Annotated in this window: 17 protein-coding genes and 2 pseudogenes; 11 read left to right on the forward strand and 8 right to left on the reverse strand. The window is 63.8% G+C overall.

Going from position 1 to position 19,073, the window contains the following annotated elements:
- Positions 1-5: 5 nt before the first annotated feature.
- Positions 6-545, reverse strand: a pseudogene (locus ACX0GZ_RS13390) (FadR/GntR family transcriptional regulator).
- A 71-nt stretch (positions 546-616) separates the two neighbouring features.
- Between ACX0GZ_RS13390 and ACX0GZ_RS13395 the strand changes: the two are divergent.
- The 4 genes and pseudogenes from ACX0GZ_RS13395 to ACX0GZ_RS13410 all read left to right on the forward strand — a co-directional run.
- Positions 617-882: pseudogene (locus ACX0GZ_RS13395) on the forward strand (sugar transferase); the annotation flags it as partial.
- Positions 883-949: 67 nt separating this feature from the next.
- The gene (locus ACX0GZ_RS13400) at positions 950-1,141 is read left to right on the forward strand and encodes a hypothetical protein (protein WP_458817201.1); all 192 of its coding nucleotides are present in this window, start codon (positions 950-952) and stop codon (positions 1,139-1,141) included.
- A 123-nt stretch (positions 1,142-1,264) separates the two neighbouring features.
- A complete protein-coding gene (locus tag ACX0GZ_RS13405; RefSeq protein WP_458817202.1) occupies positions 1,265-1,768 on the forward strand; it encodes a hypothetical protein in 504 nt (167 codons plus the stop codon).
- A 125-nt stretch (positions 1,769-1,893) separates the two neighbouring features.
- Positions 1,894-2,040: a hypothetical protein gene (locus ACX0GZ_RS13410; RefSeq protein WP_458817203.1), complete on the forward strand. Its 147-nt coding sequence runs from the start codon at positions 1,894-1,896 to the stop codon at positions 2,038-2,040.
- 91 nt (positions 2,041-2,131) lie between these two features.
- On the opposite strand, the gene ACX0GZ_RS13415 is transcribed toward ACX0GZ_RS13410, so the two are convergent.
- Positions 2,132-3,727, reverse strand: a complete 1,596-nt coding sequence (locus ACX0GZ_RS13415; protein WP_458817204.1) for an isocitrate lyase — start codon at positions 3,725-3,727, stop codon at positions 2,132-2,134.
- Between the two features lie 129 nt (positions 3,728-3,856).
- Complete coding sequence (locus tag ACX0GZ_RS13420; RefSeq protein ID WP_458817205.1) at positions 3,857-4,012, reverse strand: hypothetical protein; 156 nt, start codon at positions 4,010-4,012, stop codon at positions 3,857-3,859.
- 158 nt (positions 4,013-4,170) lie between these two features.
- Between ACX0GZ_RS13420 and ACX0GZ_RS13425 the strand changes: the two genes are divergently transcribed.
- Entirely contained in the window at positions 4,171-5,565 is a 1,395-nt protein-coding gene (locus ACX0GZ_RS13425) for a helix-turn-helix domain-containing protein (RefSeq protein ID WP_458817206.1), read from the forward strand.
- Between the two features lie 23 nt (positions 5,566-5,588).
- Here the strand turns inward: ACX0GZ_RS13425 and ACX0GZ_RS13430 are convergent, their stop codons facing one another.
- Positions 5,589-6,722, reverse strand: a complete 1,134-nt coding sequence (locus ACX0GZ_RS13430) for a PepSY-associated TM helix domain-containing protein (RefSeq protein ID WP_458817207.1) — start codon at positions 6,720-6,722, stop codon at positions 5,589-5,591.
- The gene (locus ACX0GZ_RS13435; protein ID WP_458817208.1) at positions 6,722-8,788 is read right to left on the reverse strand and encodes a TonB-dependent receptor; all 2,067 of its coding nucleotides are present in this window, start codon (positions 8,786-8,788) and stop codon (positions 6,722-6,724) included. Before ACX0GZ_RS13435 ends, ACX0GZ_RS13430 begins: the two co-directional genes overlap by 1 nt.
- A 346-nt stretch (positions 8,789-9,134) precedes the next feature.
- Between ACX0GZ_RS13435 and ACX0GZ_RS13440 the strand changes: the two genes are divergently transcribed.
- From ACX0GZ_RS13440 to ACX0GZ_RS13460, 5 genes are all read left to right on the forward strand, one after another.
- Positions 9,135-10,304 carry a PepSY-associated TM helix domain-containing protein gene (locus ACX0GZ_RS13440; protein WP_458817209.1) on the forward strand — a complete coding sequence of 390 codons (1,170 nt, stop codon included), beginning with the start codon at positions 9,135-9,137 and terminating at the stop codon, positions 10,302-10,304.
- Positions 10,301-10,489, forward strand: coding sequence for a hypothetical protein (locus ACX0GZ_RS13445; protein WP_458817210.1), 189 nt, complete (start codon positions 10,301-10,303; stop codon positions 10,487-10,489). The genes ACX0GZ_RS13440 and ACX0GZ_RS13445 overlap by 4 nt, the downstream gene beginning before the upstream one ends.
- A 37-nt stretch (positions 10,490-10,526) precedes the next feature.
- A complete protein-coding gene (locus ACX0GZ_RS13450) occupies positions 10,527-10,802 on the forward strand; it encodes a hypothetical protein (protein ID WP_458817211.1) in 276 nt (91 codons plus the stop codon).
- Entirely contained in the window at positions 10,789-12,720 is a 1,932-nt protein-coding gene (locus ACX0GZ_RS13455; protein ID WP_458817212.1) for a TonB-dependent receptor, read from the forward strand. Before ACX0GZ_RS13450 ends, ACX0GZ_RS13455 begins: the two co-directional genes overlap by 14 nt.
- 134 nt (positions 12,721-12,854) lie before the next feature.
- On the forward strand, positions 12,855-14,972 hold the full coding sequence (locus ACX0GZ_RS13460; protein WP_458817213.1) for a prolyl oligopeptidase family serine peptidase: 2,118 nt from the start codon (positions 12,855-12,857) through the stop codon (positions 14,970-14,972).
- Between the two features lie 219 nt (positions 14,973-15,191).
- Here ACX0GZ_RS13460 and ACX0GZ_RS13465 read toward each other — a convergent pair whose 3' ends face one another.
- From ACX0GZ_RS13465 to ACX0GZ_RS13475, 3 genes are all read right to left on the reverse strand, one after another.
- Complete coding sequence (locus tag ACX0GZ_RS13465) at positions 15,192-16,529, reverse strand: ABC1 kinase family protein (RefSeq protein WP_458817214.1); 1,338 nt, start codon at positions 16,527-16,529, stop codon at positions 15,192-15,194.
- A 191-nt stretch (positions 16,530-16,720) separates the two neighbouring features.
- A complete protein-coding gene (locus tag ACX0GZ_RS13470; protein WP_458817215.1) occupies positions 16,721-17,728 on the reverse strand; it encodes a TerC family protein in 1,008 nt (335 codons plus the stop codon).
- 127 nt (positions 17,729-17,855) lie between these two features.
- Positions 17,856-18,035, reverse strand: a complete 180-nt coding sequence (locus ACX0GZ_RS13475) for a DUF465 domain-containing protein (RefSeq protein ID WP_458817216.1) — start codon at positions 18,033-18,035, stop codon at positions 17,856-17,858.
- 498 nt (positions 18,036-18,533) lie between these two features.
- Between ACX0GZ_RS13475 and ACX0GZ_RS13480 the strand changes: the two genes are divergently transcribed.
- Positions 18,534-19,073: ImuA family protein (locus ACX0GZ_RS13480; protein WP_458817217.1), on the forward strand; the 540-nt coding region annotated here is incomplete at its 3' end.

A 19,073-nucleotide genomic window follows, 5' to 3' on the forward strand; every position in this document is an offset into this window, starting at 1 on the left:
ACTGGTTAGGCCTGAGCGAGTGGGGCCTTAGTCCTCTGAGTGCAGGGAGTCCCAACAGCTGACCACTGGAAATTGCGACCGAAATTCAGGGTTAGAATATGCGGATAAGGCGAGGGGGAGCGCTTGGGCAGGCGCGACCTGCGCGTGTCGAGCAGAATCATATCCACCAAGTCGGGCATCGCCGTGTGCGCCGCCCTGCTGTCGCCTGCCGCTACCGCCTCGAACACGCGGCGATGGTCGGGCAGGGGATCGCGCTGGAGCGGGCAGGCGCGCTGTTTGACGATCGTCGTCCACGCGACTGCTGCGCGGGCTCCCCTGTTCTGCGTTAGCAGAAGCGGCGTGCCCGACGCACCAATCAAAGCGGCGTGAACACTCTAGTCGGCGACGCGGCCTTGCTCGTCCGGGAGCGCGTGCCGCTCCACCCCTTCCAGCGCTCCGGCCATCGCGCCAATATGGGTGTCGGTGCGGCGCTCGGCGACAAGCGCTGCGGCTTCGGGTTCGACGATCTTGCGCAGCTCGAACAGGCTGTTCGTCGCTTGCGACATTCAGCCGCAGCACCTCGCCATGTCCATCTCGGGACGTCTCGGCAAAGGAATGAAAGATCGTCTGTCGCCAGGTCGGCCCGCGTCCCCACGCGTTGGGGTCGCTCGCGGGGGACAAATTGTTCTGGCAATTCGACTAGCGCTACTGGTTGCGCCATGCGCTGAAACCGGAGATCACCGGCTTGGCCCAAGTGCGCGGTTTCCGCGGTCCCACCGATTCTAGGGAGATCAGGAGCACCGGCTGCCCGCCGACCTTGAATATCTCCGCGGCTGGTCGATCTGGCGCAGGCTCATCCTAGCCTCCACCGAGTCGGTAATTATGCACAAAAACGCGTTATGATGCGATCTCGTCGAGAACTGGACGATTGGATTGCTTGAGGGGCGATCAGCCCGTGTGGATTGTCGGCATGGCCCAGCTGACCTTCGCCTCCTCCATTTTCCATCTTCCATCCCTTAAGCCGATTTGGGCTCAGGCTGTCGGTTATGACAGTTTGCCCGAGAGCAGGGATCGGAAAGCGAATGGGGCGGGAGTATTGAGACTCGGCCTTTCTCTGGGCACCCAACTGAACACCGGACTTGTCGGACCGGTTGATCCGTGAGCCGTACCTCTCAGGCAAACTGTCATGGGTGATCGAATCAGAAACAAATCGGGACTTTCACGACAACTTTGCTTGCCTCTGCGATTCGCACCGGTTTAGATTCACCGATGAGGAGTTGGTGAAATGGCTGAACAGGCTCTCGATTGCGGCGCGATTTTCGATCGTTTGTCCGAACATTCGTCGCGTCCGCGCTACGCGTTCATGGTGCTCAATCTGTTGGCCGAGCAGGCGGGGGCCGACAACCGCGCGGGGCCGGTCATCAACGACGGCGGAATGGCACTGCCGCTTCGCGAGTGGATCGGCCATAAATTATCGCGCGCATCTAGCTGGAAGACGCGTCGCGATGCGCTCGTTCGCCGGATTCGCCAGTCGCTCAGCGAGGAACTGCCCGACGACCTGATCGAGGCGCAGAAGATCGTCGATGCCAAGGTCGAGATGCACGTCCGGTCGGTTGGTGCCGACAATGCGAGCCGCGTGATCGTCGATCTGGAACGTGCGGGACTGCTCAAGCGCCATTACCAGGGATACCGCACGAACCACCGCAATCGCGGTGGGCTACGTCAGCTGGTCTGCGTGCTCGACGGCGACGCCGTTGCGGCGCTGCGGCGGCGCGATACGCTGATCTGAAGCAGATCGGCGACAAGCCGCACCAAGGTTAAGCACAGCGTAACCTTCCGGAGTTGCTCCCAGCCGAGATTTGTGACAGTGGATGTCTCAATCGAAATGTTTGGGATCCAGCCGGGACGTCGCCGATGCTTGAAGAACTGTCTCGCGAACTGGTGGCTTATGCGATTATCGGTGTCGTCCTGCTGATCGCAATCCCGACGATCGCGATCTCCTTGCGCAACCGTCGTCGTCAAAAGCTCCGTCGGCGGGGGATCAAGACGTACGGTCATTGATCGACACCCTCGTTTCGATCGGCGCGATGTCGCTTCCTCGCGGCGGCCAGCGTTTCCAGGCAAATTCGGTTCGCGAGTTCCTGTCCCTAAATCAGGCGGCGAACTGGTTCATTGTATTGTGGGCACCGCCGGCTTTCAGAGCGGCTTCGCCGGCGAAATATTCCTTGTGATCGTCGCCGATGTCCGAGCCGGACATGTTCTGGTGCTTCACACAGGCAATTCCCTGACGGATTTCCTGCCGCTGGACGTTCTTCACATAGCCGAGCATCGCGGCATCACCGAAATATTCGCGCGCGAGATTGTCGGTCGAGAGTGCGGCGGTGTGATAGGTCGGGAGCGTGATCAGGTGATGGAAGATCCCCGCACGGGCCGATGCGTCGCGCTGGAAGGTGCGGATGCGCTCGTCGGCTTCGGCGGCCAGATCGGTGGCATCGTAATCGACGCTCATCAGCCGGGCGCGGTCATAGGCTGAGACGTCGCGCCCTTCTTCCACCCAGGCGTCGAACACCTGCTGTCGGAAATTGAGCGTCCAGTTGAAGCTGGGCGAGTTGTTGTACACCAGCTTGGCACCCGGCACGACTTCGCGGATGCGGTCGACCATCGACGCGATCTGTTCGATGTGCGGCTTTTCGGTCTCGATCCACAACAGATCGGCACCGTTCTGAAGCGACGTGATGCAATCGAGCACGCACCGGTCGGCACCGGTCCCTTCGCGGAATTGGTAGAGGTTGGACGGCAGGCGCTTGGGCCGCATCAGCTTGCCGTCGCGTTCGATCACGACGTCTCCGCGCAGCGACGACAGATCGGTGACCTCTTCGCAGTCGAGAAAAGCGTTATACTGGTCGCCCAGATCGCCGGGCTCTTTCGAATAGGCGATCTGCTTTGTCAGCCCCGCGCCCAGCGAATCGGTGCGCGTCACGATGATCCCGTCCTCGACGCCGAGTTCGAGGAACGCGTATCGACACGCGCGGACCTTTGCCAGGAAGTCCTCGTGCGGCACGGTGACCTTGCCGTCCTGATGCCCGCATTGCTTTTCGTCGCTGACCTGATTTTCGATCTGGAGCGCGCACGCGCCCGCCTCGATCATCTTTTTGGCGAGCAGATAGGTCGCCTCGGCATTGCCGAAGCCCGCGTCGATATCGGCGATGATCGGCACGACATGGGTTTCGTAAGTGTCGATGGCGTTGGTCAGCCGCTGAACCTCGACCTCATTGCCCGCGTCCCGCGCATCGTCGAGGTCGCGGAACATCATGCCCAGTTCGCGGGCATCGGCCTGTTTGAGGAAGGTGTAGAGTTCCTCGATCAGCGCCGGCACGCTGGTCTTCTCATGCATCGACTGGTCGGGAAGCGGACCGAAATCGCTGCGCAGCGCGGCAACCATCCATCCCGAAAGATAGAGGTAGCGGCCCTTGGTCGATCCGAAATGCTTCTTGATCGAAATGAGCTTCTGCTGGCCGATGAATCCGTGCCAGCAGCCCAGCGACTGGGTGTAGTTGACGGGGTCGGCATCGTACGCCGCCATGTCGCGGCGCATGATCGCGGCGGTGTAGCGGGCAATGTCGATCCCCGTGCGGAACCGGTTCTGCAACTGCATCCGGGCGACGCTTTCGGCGTCGATCCCGTCCCATGTGCCGCCGAAGCGCTGGATAAGTTGCTGGTTCCCGGTGATCTGATCCTGATAGGTCATGGTCGAAACTCCCCCGATGGGCGGTGCGGGCAAGAAATGTCCGTCGGCACGCACGCGCACCGACGGACACCTTTCCTCCCCAGGAAATCATGGCCCCGCCGAATTCGTCGGGACCGATCGAATGACGCGTCAGCCGAGGCGGCCGAGGCGGTGATAGAGGTTCGAGAATTTGGACGAACGCGGATCGTCGGCGATCTGCTTGACGTAGTTCGCCACCGCTTCCTTCATCAGTCCGAAGTCCTCGTTGGAGAAGACGGCGCGGCTGCGCTGGGGGTCGGTCGGCATGTCGAAGCTCCTGCTCGGTTCGTTCGCATCGCTGCGGTGAGACGGTGATACGCGCCAAATCCGTCTGCATGTGATAGCAATTTACGGATTTTAGTGTCGCCAAGTCGCCAGCCGCGCTATGCAGCGTGTGTTTTTGTCATGATATTTACAGGTGGGCCGTGGCGCGTGAGAAACTGTTGGCGGGGCATGCGGTGCGACGATTGCGGCGTCGCAGCGGCCTGACCCAGGCGGCGATGGCGGAAATGCTCGACATTTCGCCCAGCTATCTCAACCTGATCGAACGCAACCAGCGCGCACTCCCTGCTGCGCTGCTGGTGCGGATGACCGACCAGTTCGATTTCGATCCGCGCGCGCTGGCAGCGGGCGAACCGGGCGGCGGCATGGACGCGATCCGGCGGCGGCTCGCCGACCCGATGTTCGCCGACCTCGAAATCGACCGGCACGAAGTCGAGGAATGGCTGGCGGCCGCGCCCGGCGGGGCGGAGGCCTTCGCTCGTGCATTCGATCGCACGGTCGGCGGGGCGGGGGAGGCGCTCCCGTCCGACGATCCGACCCGCCTCGTCCGCCGCGAGATCGAGCGCTGGCGCAATCATTTCGCCGACCTCGATGCCGCTGCCGAAGCGCTGGCGGACGAGTTGCGCCTGACCAATGCCGATACGCACGCAGCGTTGGTCGAGCGATTGCGCGTGCGGCACAGCCTGTCGGTTCGCATCCTGCCGGTGGATGTTCTGCCCGATGTGCTGCGCCGTCTCGACCTTCATGCGCGCCAGTTGCAATTGAGCGAGTTGCTCGACGGCCCCTCGCGCACCTTTGCGCTGGCCGCACAGCTTGCCCAGATCGAAGCGCGCGCCGAAATCGACGCCCTGGCGCGCGGGGCAGGCTTTGCCGATCGCATCGCCGAGCGCCTGTTCCGACGCCATCTGACCCATTATTTCGCCGCCGCGCTGATGATGCCTTATGGCCGTTTCCTGCGCGCGTGCGAGGCAACGGGCTATGACTTGGCCGTGCTCGAGCGACGCTTCGGGGCCAGCTTCGAACAGGTCGCGCACCGCCTGACAACGCTCAGCCGCGTCGGCGCGCGGGGCCTGTCGTTTTTCATGATCCGCATCGACCGCGCCGGTCAGGCCTCCAAACGCTATGGCGGGGCAGGCGGCGGGCCGCTGATCGACAGCGAGGCCCGCTGCCCCTTGTGGCGATTGCATCGTGCGTTCGACCGGCCGGGCGAAATCGCATCGCAACTGGTCGAGATGGAGGGCGAACGCTGGCTCACGCTGGCGCGCACCGTGCACGGCCAGGGAAGTCGGCCCGGCATGTCGTCATCCGAACGCGCCGCAGAATTCGCGATCGGCTTGGGCGTGGCCGCCGACCAGGCAAGCAGTATCGCCACCACCTACGATATCGACCCGCAAGGCCGTGCCACCCCCATCGGCCCCGAATGTCGCGCCTGCGTGCGACCGGATTGCGCGCAGCGTGCGCACCCGCCCGCAAACCGCGCACTGATCGTCAACGAACGCGAACGCGGTCTGTCGCCTTTTCCGTTCGTGAACGACTGAGCCGGAAATCGATGCCGGTTCGATCAGACCGAACGGCGCGGGCGTCTGCGCCACCACAACAGGTAACCGGTCACGACCAGCACGCTGGTCGTCACGCCCGACAGGAAAATCAGCAGACGACCCAGCGGTCCGAGTATCTGCCCGGAATGCAGGGCATATTGCCAGGCGAAGAACAGGTCGCCCGCGCTGTCGCCTGCGTCATGCCTTTGCGCGAAGGGTCGGGCGTCGGCCATCGACACATAGGTCCACAGCCGACCCTGATAATCGACGTCGCGCGAGTCGTAAGTGCGCACGGCATAGGCGGCATGGTCGGACAGGATGCGGACGCTGTGGACCTTTTCGCGGTCTGGCGTGACGGCGGCGATCGCGCGTTCGATGGTGACGGGGTTTGCCGGCGGTTCGACGTCGCCCCACGCCTCGTCCAGCCGCCCGCCGATCGGCGAGACCAGCGCCACCGCATCGCGGCTCGTCTCCGGCCAGGCGAGCGTGACGCCGGTCAGCGCGACGGCGAACGTCACCGGCCATCCACAGATGCCCGGCGCGCGGTGAAGGTCGAACAGACGGCGCAAACTGCCTTTCCTCCCCGCGACGAAGAACGCCTGAAGCCATTTCGCGCCGCGCGGCAGCGCCAGCCACAGCGCGATCGCATGGTCGATCAGCCAGGCCAGCGACACCAGCCCGAAGAACCAGGTCATCCACGCCCCCGCGAGCAGATCGACGTGCAGACCATAGACGATATCCATCGCGTGCCGACGGTCGAGCGTGAGTTCGCCGCTCACGCGCCACCCCAGCACGGTGCCGTCGCGCGGATCGGCGAACAACTGGATCGGCCGCGGGCTGCCATCGATCGGCGCGCGACCCAAGATCCAGATCGTATCGAGGGGACCGGTCGGCAGCAGGATGTTGTTCGCAACGAACCTCGGCAGCGCCAGATCCGCCCGCGCGACCACCGCATCGAGCGGCGCATGGGTCGTGGCGGCAACGGGGATCGATCGCCAGTCGGGATTCAGCCAGCGGTCGAGTTCGTCATAATAGGTGATCGCCGAGCCGGTCACCGCGAGCAGCAACAGCCACAGCCCGCCCAGGATTCCGAACCAGCGATGCCACAGCTTCGCTAACGGCCGCCACCGCCGTGGGCTCGACGGCGGCGCGAGCATCAGAAACGCAGCGCCGCGGTCAACCGGACGTTGCGCCCCGGCTCGGGCAGGCCCTGCACAATGTCGTAATCGGGTTCGCCGATCTGTGCGTAATCGCCGACGCTGGCATGCGCGCGATATTGCTTGTCGAACAGGTTATACACCGCCGCCTGCAATTCGAGCCGGTCGGTGCCGAACGGCTGCCACCGCGCGAACAGATCGACGACGCTGTAGCCGGGTTTGTCGATGAACCGGGTGCCGTCGATAAAGCCCAGTTCGGCCTCGCGGAACAGCACCTCGATGTCGTTCAGATCCTGATAGGTGGTGACGGTGGCGCGGAACCCGAGCGCGGGCGAGGGATCGAACCCTGCGCTGATCGCCCAATTATCGCCCATCGAATTGCCGAGCGCGATCTGTTCATAGCCTTCGATCCGGTTGCCGTTGAGGCGCGAATCATAGTGGTTGTAGTAACCGTCGATCGAGAACGGACCGGTGCGGTATCCCGCGCGCAGCTCGACCCCTTCGGCTTTGAAGTCGCCTACATTTTCGTAGAAAACCGTATCCTGCTGGGGTTGCGAGAAAGTGCGGCCCAGCTGATCGAGGATCACGTCGCGGATGCTCATCCGGTAATAGACGGCCGAGGCGCTGATCCCGTCGAGGTCGTATTTGACCCCGCCTTCGATATTCTCGACCCGCTCGGGCCGCAGCGTCGGCGACAGGCTGAGGCGGCCCGGACGTTTTTCGAGGGTGAAGGCGTCGCCGATTTCCTTGCCGCGAAACGCCTCGGCATAGCCCGCGTTGATCGACAGGCCGGGCGCGATGTCGAGCGTCGCGCCGCCGTTGACGCTGAACCCGTCGCTGTCGGTGCCGCCCCGATAGGTGACGAGGTTGACGTCATAGGCATCGTAGCGCGCGCCGAACGACAAGAGCAGCGGTTCGGCCACGCGCCAGCGATCCTGGATATAGACGCCCATCAGCGATCCGGTTTCCTCGAACCGCCCGATCGCGGGATCCCAGGCCCAGGGCTGCCACATGGCGGGATCGCCCAGATACTCGCTGACCACCCGGTCGCTGCGATATTCGGCGCCCATCGTCACGTCATGCCCGGCGCGGCGGATGCGCGCACGCGCATCGAAGCCATAGCTCTCGATCTCCGCGCCGTAGAGCCCCCAGCGATCGAACCGGTCTTGGGTAAATTGGGAGCGGGTCCAGTATCCCGTCGCCTCGATATCGATACCCGCGCCTGCGGCGAGACCGTAATTGGCGATCGCGGTCTGGCGTTTGCCCTCGACCGGGAACAGCCGGTCGTTCGCACGCGCGGGCCAGTTGGGCCGCTGCCCGAATTCGCCTTGCTCGTCGCGATGCTCGTAGCTCAGCGTCAGCCGGTGGCCGCCGCCCAGTTCGCCGCCGAGCTTTACGAAACCAAGCTGCTGGCGCGCGCCGGTGCCGCGCAGCGTATTGCCGTCGCCGTCACGGAAATCGTCGCGATCGACATGGACGAAGCTGCCCAGCACGCCGACATCGCCGAACAGCCGGGCATAGGCGGTGGCCGACAGCTTGTACCCGTCGTTGCTGAACCAGCCCGCCTTGGCGATGGCCCCGTAATCGCGGCCATTGCGCAGCAGATCGACGGGATCGACCGTGCGAAACCGGATCGCGCCGCCCACCGCGCCGAAGCCCGATGTCGCTTCGCCAGCGCCCGCCTGAACTTCGACGCTTTCGAGCAGTTCGGGCTCGATCGTCACGCGACCGACATGGTGGAACAACGTGCCGCGCTGCGGCGCGCCGTCGATGGTGACGTTGAGCAGCGAATCCTCAAGACCCCGGACATAGATTTTCTGCGCGATCCCCAGCGATCCGCCGACCGCGACCGACGGCACGTTGCGGAACAGGTCGTTCAGGTCGTTGGCCTGGGTCAGTTCGATCTCCTCGCGGTCGATCGCGACGTCCGTCAGCGCACCGACCACGACGATCCCTTCGGGATCTTCGTCTGCCGAAACCTGAGGCGCATCCTGTGCAAATACCGGCGTCGCCACGAGCATGGCGGCGCTCGCCAGCAGGTGCGGCGGCTTGAGGCGGCAATTCATCGATAATCCCCCGGTCGGTAAAGCTGGGCCGCCGTTACTGACTCTTGCGAATGATTGTCAACAGCAGTTGGTTCTCGGGCCATTTGCTGTTCCGGTGCGCATAGATTCTTGCAAAGCGTTCGCGAAGCCCTGATAAATTCGGGGTTTCAAGAGGCCGTCATTGCGAGCTGGGCCAGTTGAGCCGCTTGTGAGAATGATTTGCATTTACCCGCAACGCAAGTTTCGTTAAAGGCGTGCTCCTGACCGGTCAGGGGTAGGCGATGCGGTATCTGTTTGTTGCGAGCGAGATCGCCACTGCCATGTCTGGTGGCGGCGTCCTCTGCGGCTTCGAGCCGGAGAGCGCGGCATGACTCGCTCCACCGTCAAGGCGTGGGTGGGGGTGCACAAATGGACGAGCTTGGTATGCACCGCCTTTCTTCTGATGCTGTGCCTCACCGGCCTGCCGCTGATCTTCCACGACGAAATCGACGATCTGACCGAAAAGCAGCCGGTCTACGGCATGCCCGGCATCGGCTCTTCGAGCACGGCGGAGGGGCTGCTTTCGCTGGATGAAATGCTGGGCCGCGCGCTTGCCAACCGGCCGGGCGAAGTGCCGCTCTACATGGCGTTCGACAACGATCAGCCGTCGATGACCATCACCACCGGCCCGCGCCCGGATGCGCCGGGTGCGGAAATGACGATCCAGTCGTTCGACCGGTCGACCGGCGAGCAGATCGGCATGGTCGCGGAAAGCGACGGTGGGGTGATGCACTTCCTGCTGCAACTGCATACCGACATGTTCCTCGGCCTGCCGGGCATGTTGTTTCTGGGCGCGATGGGGGTGGCGTTCGTCGCCGCGCTCGTGTCCGGCGTGGTTCTCTATGCCCCGTTCATGCGCAAGCTCGATTTCGGAACGGTGCGCACCACGCGCAACGCGCGGGCCAAATGGCTCGACTATCACAACCTGCTCGGCATCGTCGCGCTGGCATGGATGCTGGTGGTCGGACTGACCGGCGTGATCAACGCGCTGGCCGTGCCGATCGAGGATGCGTGGAAAGCCAATGAGCTGGCCGCGATGACTCGCGAATATGACGGTCGCGCGCCGCTCGACCCGGCGCGTTACGGCTCGCTCGACACGGCGATGGCGGCGGCGCGCACGGCGCTGCCGGGCAACAACCCGCAATTCATCGCCTTTCCCGGCGGCACGTTCAGCTCGAACCATCATTATGCGGTGTTCTTCCAGGGTGACACGGCGCTGACCGAGCGGTTGCTGACCCCCGCGCTGATCGATGCCGAGAGCGGAGAATTCACCGCCGCCCGGCCGATGCCCTGGTATTATCAGGCGCTGTCGCTGTCGCGGCCGCTGCATTTCGGCGATTATGGCGGGCTGCCGCTCAAGCTGCTCTGGGCGGCGCTGACGCTGTTCACCATCCATGTGCTCGGCACCGGGCTGTATCTGTGGCTGGCCAGGCGCAAGACCGCCGCTCCAGCGCTGCCGCGCGCGGCCGAAATCCCGCTGGCGGAGCCCGCAGAATGACGCGCACGTCGCGCGCCCGTTCGCTTGCGGGCATTTTCGGCGCACCGCTGGCGATCTTCGTCGCCGGCCTTGCGGGCCTGATCGTCGCGCTCACCGGCGATGGTTGGCGCGATGCGACAGCATGGGCGGCGCTGGCGGCGCCGATCGCCGTCGTCGTCTGGGCCATGCGCACGCGCCGCGGCTGACGTTCCTCGAACCCTTACCTGCTAGGACCAACGAAACGTGATTACCCAGACTCTCCGGCATCGGCTGCTGCTCGCCACGGCATTGAGCATGGCCGCCTTCGCCGTCCCAGCCGCGGCGCAGGACAATATCGAGGACGAGAACCGCATCATCGTGACCGCCCAGCGCGAGAACCAGTCGGGCGTCGAGCAGCAAGGCAGCGTCGGGGTGCTTGGCGACAAGGATGCGGCGGACGTGCCGTTCAGCATTCGCAGCTACAACAGCGCTGATCCTCAACCAGCAGCCACAGACGCTGGGGCAGGTGCTGGAGAATGACCCCACCATCCGCACGACCACCGGGTTCGGCATTGCCGGCGAATTGTTCGTGGTTCGCGGCTTTGCGCTGGCGGGGGACGATATCGGCTATGACGGGCTGTACGGCATCCTGCCGCGTCAGCTGGTCGCACCCGAACTCTATGAATCGGTGCAGGTATTGAACGGATCAAGCGCGTTTCTGAACGGTGCCGCGCCGGGCGGGACCGGGATCGGCGGCAGCGTCAATTTGATCCCCAAACGCGCGGGCGACCGCGCCATTACCCGCGGAACGCTGGGTTATACCGCACCGGAGCATTTCGGCGGGGGATTCGATATCGGGCGCCGGATGGGCGGCAACGGCGAATGGGGCATTCGCATCAATGGCACGCTGCGCGGCGGCGATGCGTCGATCGACGACGAGTTCCGCAGCAGCCATGTTCTGGGTGCGGCGATCGATTACCATTCCGGTCCGTTTCGCGCTTCGCTCGACCTCGCCTATCAGCGGGTCGAGGTGTCGCATTTCCGGCCCAAGCTGCGGGTCAATTCGCTGTCCGTCATCCCCGAAGCGCCCGATGCTTCCACCAATTTCGGCCAGCCCTGGCAATATACCATCCTGCGCGACGTGTTCGGGCAGGCGCGGCTTGAATATGACATCGCGCAGGATGTCATGGTCTATGCGGCGTTCGGCGCGCGCGACGGGTCCGAAGAGGGGATCTACAGCACGCCGACGCTGGTCAATGCCGATACCGGCGAGATCACCGTCAGCAGTTCCTTCATCCCGCGCACCGACAATAACGAAGCCGCCACCGCCGGGCTGCGCGCCCGGTTCGACACCGGCGGCATCACGCACGAGGTCAATGCGGGCGGATCAATCAACTGGCTGGTCAACCGCAACGCCTTTGAGTTCTACGCGCTCTCGGCAGAGCGCAACAACCTCTATGCTCCCGTGGAAGTCACGCCGTCATCGACGGTCACCTTTATCGGCGGCGATCTCGACGATCCCTTCCCGATTTCGCGAACGCGGCTGAGCAGCGCGTTCGTCTCGGACACGATCGGGCTGTGGGATGACCGGATCCGGTTTACCGCCGGTCTGCGGTTGCAGGCGATCAACGTCAAATCCTACTCCAATGCGACCGGCGCGCTGACCAGCGAATATGACGAGGACAAGGTAACCCCGGTGTTCGGCCTGGTGGTCAAACCGGTGGAAGGGCTGTCGCTCTATGCCAACCGGATCGAAGCGCTGGTCCAGGGCGCCGTCGCACCCGCTAGCGGCGCCAATCCGTCGGGCGGCGCGGCGCTGCCGGTGACCAATGCGGGCGAGGTGCTGCCGCCCTTCGTATCGGAGCAATATGAAATCGGCGGCAAGCTGACGCGGGGCGGCGTCGATCTGTCGCTGGCCCTGTTCCAGATCGACCAGAGCACGGCGATCCTGCGGCCTGACCCCGATCAGCCAAACGCGCTGGAATTCGGTCCCTTCGGCACCCAGCGCAACCGCGGGGTCGAATTCACGGTTGCGGGCGAAATTGCCGATGGTCTGCGGCTGATCGCCGGGGGATCGATCATCGACGCGAAGCTGCGCGACACCCAGAATGGCGTCAACGAAGGCAATCAGGCGGTCGGGGTGCCCGAATATCTGCTCAACGCCAATGTCGAATGGGACGTGCCGTTCGCCCCTGCACTGACGCTGACCGGACGGGTGGTGCATACCGGCGAGCAGGCCGCCAACATCGGCAATACCCTGTTCCTCGACGACTGGACCCGTTTCGATATCGGCGCGCGTTACGTCGCGGTGATCGGTGGCCAGCCGCTGACGTTCCGCGTCAATCTCGATAACGTGGCGGACGCCGATTACTGGGCAGCAGCTTTTGACAGCTTCCGCCCGGATCTGCTGCTGGGCGCGCCGCGCACCTTCAAGGCGTCGGTCACCTACGATTTCTGACCATGAGCGGAGCGGTCATCGCTGCGGCGACGCATCTTCGGTCAGAAGACCGGGTTGTCCGTCGCCCGGCGCTCCGCGCTTTCTTTCTTTCCCTCGGCTTATTACGGTGAGCTTCTGATAACAGGAGATTTCGTTTGAAGCGCGCCGCCATCATCACCGTTGCATCGCTCGTTTCACTGTGCTCGGCGCAGGCCGTCGGTCAGACAGCCCCCACGGCTTCGCCGCCGTCCGACGACCCGTTCATCTGGCTGGAGGAAACGAGCAGCGACCGGGCGCTTGCCTGGGTTCGCGGCGAAAATGAGCGGGTCGACCGCACGCTCGCGAGCGATCCCCGTTTCGCCCAGCTCCAGGCCGAGGCGCTGACGATCCTCGACGCCAAGGATCGCATTCCGGGTGTCGGCTTCACCCCCTATGGCATGGTCAATTTCTGGCAGGATGCGACCAACCCGCGCGGCGTGGTGCGCGTGACGACGCTTGAGAGCTATCGAACCGACAACCCGAGCTGGCAGACGATCCTCGACATCGACGCGCTGGCCAAGGCGGAAGGGCGCGAATGGGTCTATAAGGGCATGTCGTGCCTGCCGCCTGCCGGAACACGGTGCATGGTCGCGCTGTCGGACGGCGGCAAGGACGCGACCGAGTTGCGCGAGTTCGACGTTACCACGCGCAGCTTCGTAGACGGCGGCTTCGTCCTTCCCGAAAGCCAGGGCGGCGCGCAATGGGTCGACGAGAACACGTTGCTCGTCAGCCGCGATTTCGGCGACGGCACGATCACCGAGAGCCAATATCCCTTCACGACGCGCGAATGGAAACGCGGCACGCGGATCGAGGACGCACGTGAAATCTACCGCGGGGATGCGAAGGATGTTTCCTCCGGCGCCGGGCTGCTTCGCGATGCCGCCGGCACGATTCATGGCCGGGTCGCACGTCGCGGCGTGTCGTTCTTCGAAAGCGAGACCCATGTCTGGCACGCGGGCAAGTGGACCAAGCTCGACATCCCGCTAAAGGCGAATCTGGGCGGCATCGTCGATGGGCGGATTCTTTTCTCGACCGACGTCGAATGGAAGAGCGGGGACCAGACCTTCCCGGCGGATTCGATCGTTTCCGCCGATCTCGCCGCCTTCAAGGCCGATCCGAACGGTGCGCCGAAAACGCTCGTGTGGAAGCCGGAGGCGCGCCAGACGAAGCGGGGCACCGCCATCACCGGCGACGCGCTCTATGTCAGCTTGCTCGACAATGTCCGGGGCCGGGTGTTGCGGTTCGATTTCGACAACGGCAAATGGGCGTCGAAGCCGGTCGCGCTGCCGCAGAACGCGACGGTCGGCATCGCCGCAGCCGACGAGGACAGCGGCCGGGTGATGTTCTCATCGACCGACTTCCTGACGCCGTCCCAGCTTTATTTCTCGGACGGAAGTTCTGCGCCGACCGTCATCAAGACCAGCCCGGCGCGTTTCGATGCCGAAGGGCTGGCGATCTCGCAGTTCGAGGCCACCAGCAAGGACGGGACCAAGATTCCCTATTTCGTGGTGTCCAAGAAAGGCGCCAAGCTCGACGGCAGCACGCCGACCCTGCTCTATGGCTATGGCGGTTTCCAAAGTTCGAGCCTGCCCGCCTATTCGGGCACCATCGGCAAGCTGTGGCTCGAGCGGGGCGGCGCTTACGTGCTCGGCAACATGCGCGGCGGCGGCGAGTTCGGGCCGGAATGGCACCAGACTGCGATGGGCGCGAACAAGCAACGCACCTGGGACGATTTCATCGCCATCGCCGAGGATGTGATCGCACGCGGCCTGACCAGCCCGCGGCGGCTTGGAATCATGGGCGGCAGCCAGGGCGGGCTGCTGGTCGGCACCGCCTTCACCCAGCGCCCGGACCTGTTCAACGCGGCAGTGGTCCAGATCCCGTTGTTCGACATGCTGCGCCTGCCGTTCATCGGTCGCGGGGCATCATGGGTCGGCGAATATGGCGACCCGCGCATTCCGGAGCAGCGCGCCTGGATCGAAGCCTATTCGCCGTACCAGAAACTGGTGAAAGGCGTCGAATTCCCGATGCCGTTCTTCTGGGCAAGCACCGCCGACGATCGCACCCATCCGAGCCACGCCCGCAAGGCGGCGGCACGGATGAGCGCCAACGGCCAGCCCTATTATTATTATGAGGACATGACCGGCGGCCATTCGGGCGGCGTCGACAACGCCCAGCGTGCGAAATTGCAGGCGCTGCAATATGTCTATCTGATGCAGCGGCTGATGGACTGAATTGGCAAGCTGCGCGAGGGGGTTACGGCAGAACGGAGGCGTGAGCCAAATCCGTTCTGCCGTTGATGGGTCCTTGGCCCTTAGGCTGCTCCGGCGGCAAACCTTTTCTCTCTTGCTCAAGGGCGATGAGGCGGTCCGCTGGCGATGTTCGACACGGTCTGCTGCGGTTCCATTTGGCTATGATGTTGAAAATCGAAGCCTGGGCGTGGAGTAGCCAACTTATCGGCCTTGATAATCGATCCAGCGCGCTGCCATCGATTTCACATCGACCCGTGCCTTCAATCGCGCGCCGAGCAACGCCGTCCCACTGATCTTGCGCTGGACGAACAGTGTTTCGACCGGCGGGATGTGCCAGGTCGAGCGATCTTCGGCCATTTCCATTCCCTGTTCGCGCAGCACACCGACGAACGCCCGGTCGCCGAAATCGAAGGGGCCGTCGCCTCCCAGTTCGGAAAGGATGACGCCGATCATCCGGTCGACCAGTGCGCCGTGCTGGGCAAGTGCTGCCTCACCCAGAAACCCGATCGCGCGCGCCGCTTCGCGCACGGCCTCCGGATCGTTAGCCAGACCGGCGCGAAACAGGATGCGATAGCCCTCAACCACAGCGGGGTCGACCGGCCGGCTCGCCCCGAAATCGAGCAGCACCAAACGGTCGTCCTGTGGCTGGTAACGGTAATTGGCAAAGTTCGGATCGGTCTGCATCACGCCGAATTCGAACAGTTCGCGCAGCACCAGTTCGATCAGCGTCGCCATGACGCGGTCGCGATCGACCTGAGGCGCTTCCTCCAACCGCTCGATCGGCTGGCTGTCGATATAGGTCATCGCCAGCACCTGACCGGTGCTGAACTCGGCGTCGGGTCGAGGCACGACGAATCGCGGGTCGTCCGCCAGCCGGTCGGCATAAAGCGCCATCTGTTCCGCCTCGCGCCGATAGTCGGCTTCCTCGCGCAATTGTCGCTTGGCCTCGGCAAGCAGCGGCGCGATGTCGAGCGTCCTGGGCAGCAGGCCGGAGATGCGGAGAAGAGTCGCCACATTGTCGATATCGCTGTCGATGCTGTCGGCGACGCCCGGATACTGGACCTTGACGGCCAGCACACGACCGTCGGGGAGCGTGGCGCGGTGAACCTGGCCGATCGAGGCGGCCGCGATCGGATGCGCCTGAAAATGGCGGAAACGGGTACGCCAGTCGCGCCCCCATTCGCGGGTCAGCACCTGATCCAGTTGCCGCGGGGGCATGTGATGCGCCTTGTCGCGCAGCTTCGCCAGGATCGCAGTCAACTCAGCAGGCAGAACATCGCCCGCATCCATCGAAATCATCTGTCCGAGTTTCATCGCCGCGCCGCGCAATTGCGACAGTTGGTCGGCGACCCGCGCCGCATTGCCCGGCGTCAGCATGAGGTCGCGCATCTGCGGTCGCTTTCCGCTCGCCAGTTCGCGCGCGCCCGACAGCATGACGTTGCCGACCACACCGCCTGCCATCCTGCCGAAACCGCCCAGCCGCGACAGGCGGGTGCGTGGGACGGCTTTGCCCGAACCGGGCGGCGGGTCGTCAGTCATGATCGAAGGTTCCTGTCCGGCCCCGACGGACGGAGCCGGACAGAGATAGGCGCGACCAGCCGGATTGGACAGGGCGTCAGGTCATGGCAGGTCGAAGAAATCGACCTCACCGCTGTCGAGTGCGGGTGCGATCGTCGCAACGGATGCGGCAAACGTTCCCGCCGCAATCAAACTACGTCGTGAAATGGTCGTCATGCGTGTCCTCCCTGTTGAATGATTTCCGGTAGTGTCGGTGGCTGCCCTCGCGTGCGCCACAGCGAATAAGCCACGCCCGCGATCAGGATCGACGCGGTGACCGATAGCGAGACGAGCGGCGGTATCTTGGCGAGACCGAGCGCATCGGCGACGAAGATCTTCGAGCCGATGAACACCAGCAGCACTGCGAGAGCGTATTTCAGGTAGTGGAATCGGTCCACGAGTGCCGAGAGCGCGAAATACAGCGCGCGCAGTCCGAGGATCGCAAAGATGTTCGAGGTATAGACGATGAACGGATCGGTGGTGATCGCAAAGATCGCGGGCACCGAATCGACCGCGAAGATCAGGTCGGCAAACTCGATCATCACCAGCGCCAGAAACAGCGGCGTGGCATGGCGCACCACGCTGCCGGTCTTCGCATCGGGCTCGTGGACGAAGAACGCCGATCCGCGCATCCCGTCGGTCACGCGCAGGTGCCGCTTGAGCCAGCCGAGCAGTGGCGAGTTGCCGATGTCGGGCGTGCGATCGGCCATGCGCCACATCTTGATGCCCGTGAAGATCAGGAACGCCGCGAAGAGATAGAGCACCCAACCGAATTCGGAGACGATCGTGGCGCCCAGTCCGATCATGATCGCGCGAAGCACGATCACGCCGAGAATGCCCCAGAACAGCACCCGGTGCTGATGGATGCGCGGCACCGCGAAATAGGTGAAGATCATCGCGATGACGAAGACATTGTCCATCGCCAGGCTCTTCTCGACGACGAAGCCGGTGACGTAGTGGATCGCTGCCGTCTCGCCCAGCTGCCACCAGACGAACCCGCCGAACGACAGGCCGAGCACGATGTAGAAAGCGGAAAGCAGCAGGCTCTCACGCACGCCGATCTCGCGCGCCTTGCGGTGCAGGACGCCGAGATCGAGCGCGAGCAGCGCCGCGACCAGCGCGAGAAAGCCCAGCCACATCCACACCGGCTTGCCGAGCCACAACAGATACAGGAATTCCATCGGTCAGCCCCAAATGGGCACGCGTCGTCCAGACGCGCGCGAAGGGGCGGCCCGACATCGCGCGCAGCAACATTCGCGCGCCAGAGGTGCCCGGACCGCCCAGTTGTCAATTCAGGTTACGCGGGGATCAGCGCGCGCCCGCGAGTTCGCGGCGCATGACGCCCGAAAGCCGGTCCTTCACCGCGAGTTTCAGCTTTTTTAGCCGCAACAGGCGAAACGCATCTGGCGCGCGCCGCTTGGTCTCACGCCGGATCTCTTCATCGAGACGGCGGTGAATCTGGCTGAGCCGGTAGAGAATTGCACTCAAATTTGCCTCCTGATCGATACGTGGATCGATCGGGCATCCGGGCACGCATGCGTGGAAAATCGACCTAGCCCTGCCTGCACCGGAATTACCCGATGCGGTCCGACATCGCGATCACATCGATCGCCAGAGGGGCCCGGTCCGCGCTGTGATAGTTGGACTGGCCGAAGTAGAAATCAAGGAGCAACGACAAAAAATCACCGTCCTTTGCCACATGTCGCCCGACGTCTAAGCGATAGGGCATCCTTAGTGAGCAATCAGAACCGGGAGAGCGAAGGATAATAAAAAGTCACGTGTCACTCCGTGAGAGGTCGTGCTGACTCCCGGTGACGTGCGCCCAACGAATCGAGCATCTGTTGAAGCGCCGAACCCACGTTGACGAGACAGCTTAGAATGTGGAACATTGCAGGAACAAAGTGAGTCGTTCCTGCAATGCCGCCTACAAATGCTCTTCGCGATCAGATCGCTGCCCTAAGGGCCGCCGTCGCACCGGATCGGACCGTGACAAAGGCTGTGCTTCCGTTTGGAATTGGCGAAATTGATGATCAACTCGCGGGCGGCGGGCTGATCACGCAGGCGCTTCATGAAATCGCACCTACGACGTCGACCTTGAGCGATGACGCGTGCGCCGCTCTGTTTACAGCAGGCATTGCTGCGCGATTTGCTTCGGCGCCAAACGCGAACGTGCTTTGGGCGCTGTCCCGCTATGATCTTTACGCCCCGGGACTCGAGCAGGTCGGCCTAGGCCCTGGAAAGCTGATCCACGCCGAAGCGCGCGAAGATGCCAATGTGCTTGCCTTGGTGGAAGACTCCGCGCGCCATGGCGCGTTTGCGGCTGTCGTGGGCGAGGTCCGGCAGGCGAGCATGACCGCATTGCGTCGGCTTCAGCTGGTCGCCGAGGATGCGGGGGTCCCAGTGCTTCTGTTGCGCCGGTGGAAGCGAGCTGCCAGATGCCCCCTATCCGAACCTTCAGTCGCGACGACGCGCTGGCGTATCGGCGCGGTCCCTTCCGCGCCACTCGGTGTGCCGGGCATCGGCAGA

The organism is Sphingomonas aestuarii (assembly GCF_054457155.1).